Source organism: Pseudomonas sp. OA65 (assembly GCF_017498305.1).
Lineage (GTDB): Bacteria > Pseudomonadota > Gammaproteobacteria > Pseudomonadales > Pseudomonadaceae > Aquipseudomonas > Aquipseudomonas zanjanensis.
In genome coordinates, this window is record NZ_JAGDEZ010000038.1 from 1 (window position 1) to 12382 (window position 12382).

Annotated in this window: 7 protein-coding genes; 1 reads left to right on the forward strand and 6 read right to left on the reverse strand. The window is 61.1% G+C overall.

Annotated elements, in window-relative coordinates; all coding sequences use genetic code 11:
* Nucleotides 1–180: 180 nt before the first annotated feature.
* Nucleotides 181–1281, reverse strand: a complete 1101-nt coding sequence (gene gbcB / locus J3361_RS23835) for a glycine-betaine demethylase subunit GbcB (protein WP_207966592.1) — start codon at nucleotides 1279–1281, stop codon at nucleotides 181–183.
* A gap of 282 nt (nucleotides 1282–1563) precedes the next feature.
* On the opposite strand from gbcB, the gene gbcA reads away from it, so the two are divergent.
* Nucleotides 1564–2856, forward strand: coding sequence for a glycine-betaine demethylase subunit GbcA (gene gbcA, locus J3361_RS23840; protein ID WP_207966593.1), 1293 nt, complete (start codon nucleotides 1564–1566; stop codon nucleotides 2854–2856).
* A gap of 106 nt (nucleotides 2857–2962) precedes the next feature.
* On the opposite strand, the gene J3361_RS23845 is transcribed toward gbcA, so the two are convergent.
* The 5 genes from J3361_RS23845 to J3361_RS23865 form a co-directional block, all read right to left on the reverse strand.
* Nucleotides 2963–4207, reverse strand: a complete 1245-nt coding sequence (locus J3361_RS23845) for a metallophosphoesterase (protein ID WP_207966594.1) — start codon at nucleotides 4205–4207, stop codon at nucleotides 2963–2965.
* 27 nt (nucleotides 4208–4234) lie between these two features.
* On the reverse strand, nucleotides 4235–6103 hold the full coding sequence (locus J3361_RS23850; protein WP_207966595.1) for a hypothetical protein: 1869 nt from the start codon (nucleotides 6101–6103) through the stop codon (nucleotides 4235–4237).
* A 153-nt stretch (nucleotides 6104–6256) separates the two neighbouring features.
* Nucleotides 6257–9709 (reverse strand): GMC oxidoreductase, encoded by a 3453-nt coding sequence (locus J3361_RS23855; protein ID WP_207966596.1) that lies wholly within the window; start codon nucleotides 9707–9709, stop codon nucleotides 6257–6259.
* A gap of 1156 nt (nucleotides 9710–10865) precedes the next feature.
* Complete coding sequence (locus J3361_RS23860; RefSeq protein ID WP_207966597.1) at nucleotides 10866–11432, reverse strand: GNAT family N-acetyltransferase; 567 nt, start codon at nucleotides 11430–11432, stop codon at nucleotides 10866–10868.
* A gap of 168 nt (nucleotides 11433–11600) precedes the next feature.
* Entirely contained in the window at nucleotides 11601–12371 is a 771-nt protein-coding gene (locus tag J3361_RS23865) for an electron transfer flavoprotein subunit beta (RefSeq protein WP_207966598.1), read from the reverse strand.
* Between the last annotated feature and the right edge of the window lie 11 nt (nucleotides 12372–12382).

The window sequence follows — 12382 nt, forward strand, 5'->3', positions numbered from 1 at the left end:
GCTTGCTCCCGCTGGGCTGCGCAGCAGCCCCCATGCGGTGTATCAGGTAGCTCGTGTTTACCAGATGACGACTGCTGCGCAGCCGAGCGGGAGCAAGCTCCCTCGCCACAGATAACCCCACCCCAGTACAAGTAAATCCCTCCAGGCACAGAGGGATTTACATCTGCCTGAGCCAGCAAATCAGAAATCGATCCGCACATCCCCCTTCGGCACGCTGCAGCACGACAGGATATAACCCTCGGCCTCGTCGTCCTCGGTAATCCCGCCGTTGTGCTCCATCTCCACCTCTCCACCCAGCTTCAGCACCTTGCAGGTGCCGCAGATGCCCATGCCGCAGGCCTTGGGGATCATCATGCCGAGCTTGGCGGCGGCGGCGTGTACGGTTTCTCCCGGCCCCACGCGAATGCTCTTGCCAGAAGAGGTGAATTCCACCATGTGCAGGTCCGCCGCATCGACTTCCGGGGCATCTGCCGCCTGTTCGGCCTGCTCCACGGCATCGGCACGGGCTTCCGGTGGCGTGGCGCCGAAGGATTCCTCGTGATAACGCTTCATGTCGTAGCCAGCGGCTTCCAGCAGACGCTTGACCGCAGTCATGTACGGGGTCGGCCCGCAGCAGAACACTTCGCGCTCGAGGAAATCGGGCACCATCAATTCCAGCATCTTGTGGTTCAAGTAACCGCGATACCCGGCCCACGGCTCGCCCAGGCCATGTTTTTCACAGATCAGGTGCAGGCTGAAGTTGTCGATCCGCGACGCCATGTGCTCCAGCTCGCGGTGATAAATGATGTCCTTGGGCGAGCGGGCGCTGTGGATGAAGGTCATGTCGACATTGGCGTTGGTGTCGTAGAACCAGCGCGCCATGGACATGCACGGCGTGATCCCCACGCCACCGCTCAGGTACAGGACTTTCGGGCTCGGGAAATCGATGGCGTTGAACAGCCCCACCGGCCCGTGCACCGCCAGTTCCTGGCCTTCGTGCAGGGTGTCGTGCAGCCAGTTGGAGACCTTGCCCCCGGGCACGCGCTTGATCGTTACGGAGAAGCTGTAGGGCACGGACGGCGAGCTGGAAATGGTGTAGGAACGCATGATCGGCTGGCCTTCGATTTCCAGCTCCAAGGTGACGAATTGCCCGGGCTTGAAAAAGAACATGATCGGCTGGTCGGCCATGAAGCAGAAAGTGCGCACATCCCAGGTTTCCTGGATGACTTTGACGCAACGTACGATATGTCGGCCATTGGCCCAGGTCTGGGTAGTGACCGGGTTCAGGAAGTTATTGGACATGCTGATCTCCACGGCCGACTGTCGGCCTTCATGAGGGCGATTGTGCGCAGGCGCCTGGGTGACCATTTACCTATCTGCGACATTCACATACTTATCGCGACCAGCCCCCAACGACAGGGGATTGCGCGTCGGGAACAGATTGGGCCATGTCGCCCATGGATAAGGTTGCGCCCCTGCGCGGCCCCACACTCGCCCCAACAGATAAACAATATTTTCTGCCTTGCGTAGCACCCTTGATTAGCCACTTTCGCCGGCCACAGAGATGGCCATGAGGATAAAACGATGGACACCACTACCCTGAGCCTGGGCGATCCGCTGGAACCCGCACGCAAGGCCACCGCGCAAATGCTGCAAGAGCGCGAGCGCACCTTTTCGCTGCCGCAACCGTTCTACAGTGATGAGCGCCTGTTTGATATCGACATGCAGGAAATCTTCCAGAAGGAATGGTTGATCGCCGGCATGACTTGCGAGATCCCGGCCAAGGGCAATTACCTGACCCTGCAAGTCGGCAAGAACCCGATCATCGTGATTCGCGGTGCCGAAGGCGTGGTGCATGCCTTCCATAACGTCTGCCGCCACCGCGGTTCGCGGCTGTGCACCAGCGACAAGGGCAAGGTCGCCAAACTGGTCTGCCATTACCACCAGTGGACCTACGAGCTGGACGGTCGCCTGCTGTTCGCCGGCACCGAAATGGGCGCCGACTTCGACATGAAGCAGTACGGCCTCAAGCCGGTGAACGTGAAGACCGCTGGCGGCTACATCTTCATCAGCCTGGCCGAGAACCCGCCGGCCATCGATGACTTCCTGTCGACGCTGAACCATTACATGGAACCCTACGACATGGAGAACACCAAGGTGGCGGTGCAAACCACCTTGATGGAAAAGGCCAACTGGAAACTGGTGCTGGAAAACAACCGCGAGTGCTACCACTGCAACGCCTCGCACCCCGAATTGCTCAAGACCCTGCTGGAATGGGACGACGTCACCGACCCACGGGCCGACCAGGCCTTCAAGGACCACGTAGCCGCTTCCGCCGCCGCCTGGGACGCCGAGAAGATCCCTTACGCCCACGCCAGCTTCGGCCTGCGTAACCGTATCGTGCGCATGCCGCTGCTCAAGGGCACCGTGTCGATGACCCTGGACGGCAAGCAAGGCTGCGCCAAGCTGATGGGCCGCATCAAGAATCCGGACCTGGGTTCGATGCGCATCCTGCACCTGCCGCATTCATGGAACCACTGCATGGGCGACCACATCATCGTGTTCACCGTGTGGCCGATCAGCGCCCAGGAAACCATGGTCACCACCAAGTGGCTGGTGCACAAGGACGCGGTCGAAGGCGTGGACTACGACGTGGCGCGCATGCGCGAAGTCTGGGACGCCACCAACGACCAGGACCGTCGCCTGGCCGAAGAAAACCAGCGCGGCATCAACTCCACCGCCTACCAGCCAGGCCCCTACTCCAAGACCTATGAGTTTGGCGTGGTGAACTTCGTCGATTGGTACAGCGAGCGCATGCTCAACAACCTGGGGGCCGAACCGGCGCCGTACCTCAAGGGCGTTCCGGTCCAGGGTTAAAATCAAAAGCTTCGCGAGCAGGCTCGCTCCCACATTTGATCTTCGGTGCGCCAAAGATCCCCTGTGGGAGCGAGCCTGCTCGCGAAAGCGGTTTGATAGTCACCGACTATTTTGAAGACCACCGCACCGACCCATCCTCCCCATAAAACGTCTCGACAATCGCCTCCCCCCTCAACTGCACCTTCACATACCCATTCAACACCCGCTCCGGATACGCCTCGTCCCCCGCCAACTGCGTTTCCGACCACAACACCCGCGCATGCCCATTCAACTCGCTGGTAGTACCGTAGGGGATCGCCCCGTGCCCGGCACAGCGCGCATGCAACCCGCCTTGCGGCGCATAGCAAATACCATTGTGCAAATGCCCCCAATACCAATAATCCGGCTCACGCCCAAGGGCATCGCACACCGGTTGGTAAAGCGCCGTCTTGTTGTGCCCGGAAATATCGAAACCCTGGTGATGACTGAGCACCATCAATTTCTTGCGCTTGGGCAGGGTTTTCATCCATTCGATCTGCTGGGTGTTGAGGGTGCCGTCCATGTACAAGTTCATCGCGTCCGAGGCGTACGCGCTGTCCAGGCCGACCACCAGCCAATCGTCGTTGTACAAGGCGAAATAGCTTGTGCCCTGCTGCACCGGAAAACGCGCCGCCAACTCCTTGAAGTAGCCATGGGCGCCGCTGTACATCTCATGGTTGGAATTGAGGGTGAACGAGCCGTGCTTGCCCTGGGGCCAGCCGGCCATGTCGACGTCTTCCTGGGAATGGGTGCCGGCGTAATACACGTCGCCCAGGTGGATGGTGAAATCGGCCAGGGCCAATTGCATCTGGTTGGCCACCGCCACCGCCGGGGCGTGACTGTCGAACGGCCCGGTGCCCCAGTCGCCAGCGATGGCCAGCACCACGTCGTTGTCCATTTTCACCAGCGCCGGATTGGTAGCGAACGGCGCGTGGTGGCGCAGGTTTTCGATCCATTTGAGCAGCGCCTCGCTCCACAGCAGATCCAACAGTTCCCATTTGCGACAGCCCAGTAACGTGCCGTCCTTGAGCACGCGGGTCGGCAATTCCTCTTCTTTTTGCGGCAGGGGCGTGGCGTTGCCGATCTTGAGGATCGACAAGCCGTGGGCCAACTCCCACGGCACCGCCGGCTCGTCGTCCGGCAGATCCCCGTGATCGATAACGTGCCGGGCCTGGTCGTGGCCTCGCTGCAGCAGCTTGACGATGGCCTGGAACTCCTCGGGTTCCAAGTCGTTGACGAGTTTTTTCCAGGACATCTCCAGCCGCGTGACCAACCCGTGCAGGCGGACCTTGACCTTGTCGAACTCATGCTCCCAATGGTGCAGTAATGACATGTGAACGCTCCTTCGCTATGCCCTGGGCTACAGGGTTTTCATGAATTCGATCAGGGCCCGCTTGTCGACGTCCGACAGTTGCGTGCCATACAGGTGACCGCCGTTGTGGTTGCCTTCCAGGCGGGTGTCGTATTTGAAATCCGCCGACGCCTTCATCTGCGCGCCGCTGGTGATGAAGCCGACCTTCTCCTGGTCGTAGATGTCGGAGCCGGTGTAGAACACCTGCGGCCGGTGCTCCGGCGCTTGCAGCAAATCCCACAGGGTCGGCACCGAACCGTTGTGCAGGTACGGCGCCCGCAGCCAGATACCATCGGTGGGGGTGTTGCTGTAGCTCTGGGTCTTGCGGTAGGCGCCAAAGTCGAACGGCGGTTTCTTGAAGCCGTGGAAGGCCGTCACCAGGCCGCTGGTGAAGGAGTTCAGGCGGTGGGGGTCGGTGCCCAACTGGTCGATGTTGGTGGTGACCTGGCCGGTGTCGCTGCGACCGAAATCATGGCAGCCGGCACAGTTTTTCTCCCAGATCGGTTTGCCTTGGGCGACTTTCCCCAGGTCCAGGGCGAACGGCCAGGCCGGCGCCTTGTGGCCCAGCAGCCAGTTGGTCACCCGGTTGAAACTCGGTGGCAGCACCGATTGCGGCGTCGCGCCCACGGCCATGGCCGCTGCGTAGTTGCGTTCGTGGATCTTGTTGTTATTGCCGTCCCAATGCAGGTACATGGACTCGCGGGGCTTCTGGTTCCAGACCTGCGGCAAATCCACGGTGCCGATGGTGGAATCATCCGGGAAGCCAAACACCACCATTTTGGTCGGGTTGAAGGTGTCGGTCCGCCCTGGCCCCTGGGCCGGACGCAGCTTCTGCCAGGCATACGCCTGCTTCTGCTTGAGCAGCGCACTCTTGGCCATCGGGATGATCAGGTAACGGTTGTACAGTTTTTCGAAAAAGCCCAGCTGGAACTTGCCATTGATCGCCGCCATCACCGCCTCGGGGGTGAATTTCGGGTCGCTGGCGCACTCGTAGGCAAACCACTGGAAGGCCTGCAGTTGCAGGGTATTGGCCGGCGCAGCGGCTACCGGTACCGCGACGTCAGTGGCATTGGCCCGGTAGGAACCGGTGTGGCACAGGGCGCAGTTGGGCTCGACCGTGGGGTAGCCGAGCTGCCGCTTGGCCATGCCGATGGGCAGGTCCTTGCCGTTTTCATAGAGGAAACCGAACACCTCGTAGCCACCCGGCTTCGGCAGTTTTTCCGGGCACATCTGCGGCAGCACGGCGAACAGGTAATAGGGAATCCGCGCCTCGATGCCCAGGCCGATGGCGGCGTATTTGTAATGGTCTTCGTCGGAGGCGAAGTCCGGCTGTGGCACCTCCCGGATCATCTGGTACCAGGTCTGGTAGCCGATGAACCCCAACAGCAACACCACCACCAACGTGCCGATCTTGAACCCATGGCTCTGCCAGCGCAGCGCCCAGCCGGCGCGCCACTCCCGCCAACCGGCGCAGAGCAAGGCCAGTGGACGATTGGCCACCGGGCTGCCCAGGTACAGCAGCACGCCCAGGATCAGGAACATGCTGAGGTCGCCCATCAACATCGGCACGAACAACTGGCCTTGGTTGTTGGTGCTGATCAAGTAGATCCAGAACACCACCGCCACCAGCCGCGACAGCACACACAACCATGAATGCACCACGAAACGCGGCGCGTTGAACCCCGAGGGTATGTAGAACAGGCTGATCCCCACCAACAACATGCCGGCGTTTTCCAGCCAGGGATCGGACAATACGGGCGGCAGACCGATCATGGACGTCAGCAATCCCGGCGCGAATAACGCCGGGATCGCGAAGAACATGTTCATGAAAATCCCGACCCAGATGATGCGTTGGAACCAGCGGATGTAGGTGTTCATGGCATCCTTTTCCTTATTCTTGACTCACCACAAAACCCATGTGGCGAGGGAGCTTGCTCCCGCTGGGCCGCGTAGTGGCCCCCAAGACTTCAAAAGCGACGACTGCTTCGCAGCCGAGCGGGAGCAAGCTCCCTCGCCACGGAGGGCAGTCAGCTAGCCCAACGCCGTCTTCTCCAGATGCTCAAGAATGATCGGATACACATCCACCACCGCATCCTTGCCGAACATGCAGTCGATATGACCGTACCCCGGCACTTCATGGCGGCTGAACAACTGCGGGCCGTGCATCTCACACAGTCGCTCGTAGGTCTTGAGGGTACTTTGCGGCAGGTAGCACTGGTTGTCGGCGCCGCTGATGAAGCAGATCGGCAACTTCAACCGATCGAAATGCGGCATGTAGACGTCGTTGCCCTTGAAGTCCACCAGGTGCCCCTTGCGCACGATCAGCGCCAGGTGCTCGAAGGTCTGGATGTTCGACTCGCCGAACAGCTCATGCAGGTTGTCGTGCAAGGTTTCGTTGAGGGTGTCGTGGCGGTACAGCGACGCATACATGAAGGTGATGCGATGGCAGACCGGGTTGGTGCAATAGCCCTGGGCCTCGATCCGGGCATAGCCGTTGAGGGCCTTGTCGTAGAGTTTGTTGAACCAGCTTTCCTTGGTGTCCGCGTAGGCCGTCATGGACTTGATGCCGATGGCATCGAGCATTCCCGGCAAATGCAAACCGGCCTTCAGACCGGTGGCGGTGGCGACCACCGTGTCGGCGGCGATCTGCGAGCAGACCACCGAGCGCACACCCTGCAAGCCTGCCAGCATCGACATGAAGAAGGTCGTCGCACCGTAGCAATGCACCACACACTGCACGTCACGGGCCAGGGTCGCTTGCTGGATCTGCTCGATGGCGGCCTTGAAGTCGTACTGGGCCACCTGGTCGCCGTTCCATTCGTTCTTGCTGGCTGGCAGCAGGATGCTCACCCGCAGATCCAGCAGCCAGACGTCGTATTCATGCTTGCATAGATACTCCAGCAGGTTGGTGTGGATGGTGTCGGTGGAGAAGATATTCGAGCCCACGCCCAGGCCATGGACCAACATCACCGGCCCCTTGGTGCCGGCCTGGTAACGGGTCAGGCGCAACTCGACGTTGTCTTCGGTCTGGAAGAAATGCACCACCGGTGCCGGCGCATCCAACGGCCGTTTCAAGCGAGGCGGCGCGTCCGGGTTGAAGTAGACGTCGCCGGCGAAGACACCGCCGTAGCTCTCCCACAGGATCCCGGCGAAGAACTTGCCGAACCGCGCCAGTGCCTCCACGCGCTCACGCTCATTGCGGGCGTTGAGTACTTTCATGGTGGTCATCTGCTTGGCGAAGTCGGCCGGCAGGATGTGCATCACACCCGAACCGAGCACCGCGCCGGTCTTGTCCGGCCCGCGATAGAGCGTGACGTAAAGGGTGCTGGTGTCGTGCCAGATGTTCAGCACACCGTTGTCCTCGGGCACGGTCTTGAACGCGCTGAAGTAATAGTCGCTGCCGTCTTCAGCGGTCAGCTTCATGTCGTAGTTCATGTGCCGCACGCCGACCTGTCCCTGGTACTGCTCGAACAGATTGAACACCCCGTTGCTGGCGACCAGTGGCTTGGGCGACAGCAGCGGCGCATCGAGGGTGCCCACCAGGGTCGCGGCGTGTTCCGGCTCCTTGATCAAGCGGTTAAGGTCGGCGGCGGTGATGGTCAGGGTAAATTCGATGGGCGAGTTGTCGGCCTTGCCGCGCTTGGCCGCCGCTTCGTACAGGCTCAGATCGGTGCCCTGGGCCTGGGTGAAGTCAGTGGAAAAATAGCCCTTCATGGTTTCGGTGAACTGCACGCCGAGGGTCGGCGCCGCCACGGCTTTGCGCGGGGCCGAGGGCAGTGTGTAGTCGATGATCCAGCCACGGTCGGCCGCCAGCAGCCCCATGTTGCGTTCGCTCACCGCCGAGATCGTCAGCAGCGGGTTGACCGCCAGGGATGTGGGGATCACCGCGCCGTCGGTCACGTACAGGCCCGGGTAGACATCGGTGCCGCTGGCACCACTGAACACCTGGCCCTTGTGGTTGACCACGCCTTGCGTCGCGTCTTCGCCCATCACGCAACCGCCCAGGGGATGGACCGAGACGATGCTGTGCTTGAGCAGCTTGGTCCAGATCGGGTTCTCGACCCAGATTCCGCCCAGGGCCTTGGTGCTCTGGTGCAGGCGCTCGTTGCCGAGGGTGACGTTTTCCTGTTCGCCGACGCCAGGCCAGTCGATGCGCAACTGGTCCTTGTTGTCGAGCAACATGCGGCCCTTGGCGTTGTCATGACTCATGATCAAGTAGGTCTGCATGTTGTGCAGCGCGCCGTAATACGGCCCGCGCAGAAAGCTCTCGGCCTCCCGGCCCTTGTACTTGAGGCTGGCGCCGAAACCGGTGTCGGTGGGCACGCCGATCATCTCGGCGAACGCCGCCATGCTCGGCACCATGGCCCGACCGAGGGCGCCAGGAATCGAACCTTCCTCGATGACCATGCGGCTGCGCCAGTCGCCTTCGGTGCGCATGTCGATGATCGAGGTGATGCATGGCCCCACCGGCTCCAGTTCCTTGGCCGAATGGGCGCCGAAGCCGATGCCGTTGATGACCTGGTCGCAGTTGTGGCCGAACCCGAGGATGTCGCCGTTGCCGCTCATGTGCTCGCCCAACTGGTTGGATACGGACAAGCCCTTGTCCCGCGAGCGCAGCATGATTTCGGTGGATCCCAGGGTGCCGGCGGAGACCACGACGATATCGGCCCGCACGAACAACGTGGGCGCCGAGAACAGTTCGCGGCCGCTGTCCAGGTATTGGAAGTGCACGATCCAACCGTCGCCGTCGCGCTCCAGATGCCGCACCTCGGCCTGGCAGAAAATCTCCGCGCCGTGGTTCCAGGCATCCGGCAGGTAATTCATCAACGTGGTGTTCTTGGCCTTGTTGTTACAGCCCGAGACACAATCGCCACAGCCGTTGCAGGGCAACTGTTCGACGCCGACGTGGTTGAGGTTGTTGGGCAGCTTGTCGAAAGTCACGTTGATCGGCGGTTTGTAGAAATGCGCGCCTTGCTTGAGGTAGTCGGCGGACTTCTTGTGCGCGTCGAGCTTGGGCAGGTTCGGTTCCGACGCGGGGTAAGGATTGGGCTTGAGCATCTCCCGAGCCCGGGCGTAACCGTCCTTGAGCAGCGTGTCCTGGTGGTCCCGTACCGCCTGCGGCCAGCGCGGGTCCTCGAATACGCCGGGCTCCGGCTCCAGCGCAACGTTGGCATTGATCAGCGACGTGCCGCCCAGGCCACAACCGACTACCACGTTCTGCTGGGCGTTGACGTGCAGGTCGAACAGGCCGGTGCGCGAGCCGATGTGACCGTCGGGGTCATGGACCTGCAGTTCCTCGGTAGCCGCGAGCAGGGTGTTGGGGTATTCACCAGGCTGGATTTCCCGGCCACGCTCCAGCAGGCACACCTTGCGTCCGGCCCGGGACAGGCGCGAGGCAGCAATGCCGCCGCCGTAGCCGGAGCCGATGACGACCACGTCATAGTGCTCCTGGATATCACTGATGGGGGTTGAGATCCGTGTCATGTTCAAGTCCTCTCAGGCAGAAGGGGCAACTCTGCGGTTGCCTGCAAATTCACAGGCGCACGAACGCCTGGCCACTGTCCCGCGCAGGGTCCAGCGGCAGTCAACGATTGCTACAAGTGGAGAAGCAGGACGCTCTATAGGCGCGCACGCTGATTGACGGCGCGACGATGGATGCGCTTGTGCAACAAGGTGGGCGATGCCGGGACGCAGGTCAGCGGGGGAAGCGGATGTGAGCGGGGAACCTTGCTATCCATCATGTGTTCTCCCTGAACCTGATGTGGATAAAGTCGCGATGTCCTTGTGCCATGGAAGTGAAGACAGACGACCGGCCTGCGTCAAGGAGGTTCCTTAGAACTGTATGAAATTTGACCTATAGCGATGTGCGCTATGCCAGCCGTGGCTTGCAGCGTTTGGCGAACAAGTTATCCACATGACCACCCACAGCAAATGGGGACAAGTGGGATAGGTCGGGAATTCTTTCAGCCGCAAAGTGAATAAAAACCGTGACTTATGGAAAACGACGGTTTGCCGACGCTATCGGTTGTTTTTTGACCAATACACCGTAAGCCCTGTAATGCCTGGGCTATAGAGGTGAGCGAACACCTTATCCACAGAAGCGCCAACAGTGTTTGGGGGTAAATTTGACGATTCTGTGGAAAACCCTTCGGACGGCATGTAAATCAAGGTTTTCCCGAGGTTTTCCTGATAAAAAAGATCGTTTGATCACTTTATGATCAATTCACTGAACAGCCCGGCCCGTCTGGCTTGCAGCGTAGAGCGAACATCTTATCCACAGAAGCGCCAACAGAGATTGGGGGCAAGTTTCGGCTGAAAGGAAGCGTTATACATAAACAAAAGCCAATAAAAACCGTTAGTTAGACTGGCTAATTTTTGAGCGCAGGGCTGGAGCGCCTGGTTTGCATGGGGTGCAGCGAGGGGCGAACAGGTTATCCACAGAGGCGCGCACAGGGATTGTGGGTAACACTCGCTCCCATAATGTTTGGGCAGATACAAAATTCACATACACCATCAATTCTATGAGGGAGCGGGCTTGCTCGCGAAGGCGGTGTGTCAGATAACCCATCGCCGACTGACACACCGCCTTCGCGAGCAAGCCCGCTCCCACAGGGGGGTTCTGGTGAAGCCGCCATGGCGATCAAGGCCGATGCATCAAATACGCCTCCCCCGTCACCCGAATTAATGGATGCGGGACAACCTGGCAGGTTTTGACGATGCCAAAGCCCTGGCGCTCATAGAAACGCCGGGCGCCGGTATTCGCGGCGTAGTCGATCAGGCTCAGGCCCTTGAGCGCCAGTTGGTCGGCACGCTGTTGCGCCAGCTCGAGAAAGCGCACGCCGAGCCCCTTGTTACGCCAGCCTTCATGCAGGGCCAGGCTTGAGATATAGAGGGTGTCGGGCACTTCCATGTCGGCGTAGGGCGCCAGGACCGGATCCGTCATCGGAGCCGCCAGCGGATCCTCGCGCGTGACATAACAGTGCATCATGCCGATGACCCGGCCATCCGCCTGGGCGACCAAACAGTTCTGGTAGGAAAAATCGACATTCTCCCGGGCATAACGAGCGGCCCCTACTTCCAAGAGGTCCTGCCCTGGCTCCGCCAACTGGCTCCAGATGTAATCCGACGCACCCTCCGAGGAAATCCGGAACAGACGGGCGATCTCCCGTGCATCCGAGGGCAAGGCCGGACGAAATTCAACGTCCATTGATAGGCTCCAATGATTGGGCTTGGCACGAGCCTCAGGTGCTCCACCAATCCCCTGTGGGAGCGAGCCTGCTCGCGATGAGGCCAGTCCAGTCAACCATGCTGTGACTGATAGACCTCTATCGCGAGCAGGCTCGCTCCCACAGGGGGTCATGCAGTGAGCCTGGGTCTAGCGAACCACCCCTTCCTCCACCAACAACTTGAGGATCGCCTCGGCCCCCGCCTCCGGGCTCACGCCCTTGAGCACTTGCCCACCACCACCGCTGGCCTTGGCTGTCGCGGCTTTCATGCGATCGGCGCCGCTCTTGGCCTTGATCACTTTCAAGCGCTTGGGCCGTGGCTTGGCCGGTTGCAGGGTCGCTACCGCCAGCAAGGCATCGTCGATCACTTCCGCTTCCTCGGCGTGCAATGCCCCACGCCGGGCCGGGCCGTAGGCGCTTTGCCGAGGTTTTGGCGCGGCGTTATCCACAGTGGCCAGGAACGGCAGGCGCACTTTGAGACGGCGCCGTTGGCCGCGGGGCAAGGCTTGCAGCACCAGGGCCACGCCGTTGTCGATGGACTCGACCTGGGCCAGCCCCACCACCAATGGCCAACCGAGATTCTCCGCCAGCAAGAACGGCAGCATGCCCGAGCCTTCCCCGGTTTCCGCCTGGCTGCCGGTAAGCACCACTTGGGCGCCAGCGTCACGCAGGTAGTCAGCCAAGGCCGGCAGGGCGTCAGCCCCGTCAGGATTTTCCAGGACGTGGAGTTCATCCAGGCCCATGCCCAGGTAGGCGCGCAGGGCCGGCTCGGCCACGTCGCCGGCGTGCAGCACTTGCAAGTCGTTGCCGGCCAGTTGCAGGCCCAGTTCCACGGCCCGGGCGTCCTGTTCGGCGCGCCGGGGCCGACCGGAAGTGGGGTGGGCGCCGATGGAGACGAGGCTGATCACTTGGGTACTCATGAACGTTTCCT

Coding starts and splice junctions, on each gene's coding strand:
- gbcB (WP_207966592.1), bottom strand. CDS start 1,281: ATGTCCAATAACTTCCTGAACCCGGTCACTACCCAGACCTGGGCCAAT.
- gbcA (WP_207966593.1), top strand. CDS start 1,564: ATGGACACCACTACCCTGAGCCTGGGCGATCCGCTGGAACCCGCACGC.
- J3361_RS23845 (WP_207966594.1), bottom strand. CDS start 4,207: ATGTCATTACTGCACCATTGGGAGCATGAGTTCGACAAGGTCAAGGTC.
- J3361_RS23850 (WP_207966595.1), bottom strand. CDS start 6,103: ATGAACACCTACATCCGCTGGTTCCAACGCATCATCTGGGTCGGGATT.
- J3361_RS23855 (WP_207966596.1), bottom strand. CDS start 9,709: ATGACACGGATCTCAACCCCCATCAGTGATATCCAGGAGCACTATGAC.
- J3361_RS23860 (WP_207966597.1), bottom strand. CDS start 11,432: ATGGACGTTGAATTTCGTCCGGCCTTGCCCTCGGATGCACGGGAGATC.
- J3361_RS23865 (WP_207966598.1), bottom strand. CDS start 12,371: ATGAGTACCCAAGTGATCAGCCTCGTCTCCATCGGCGCCCACCCCACT.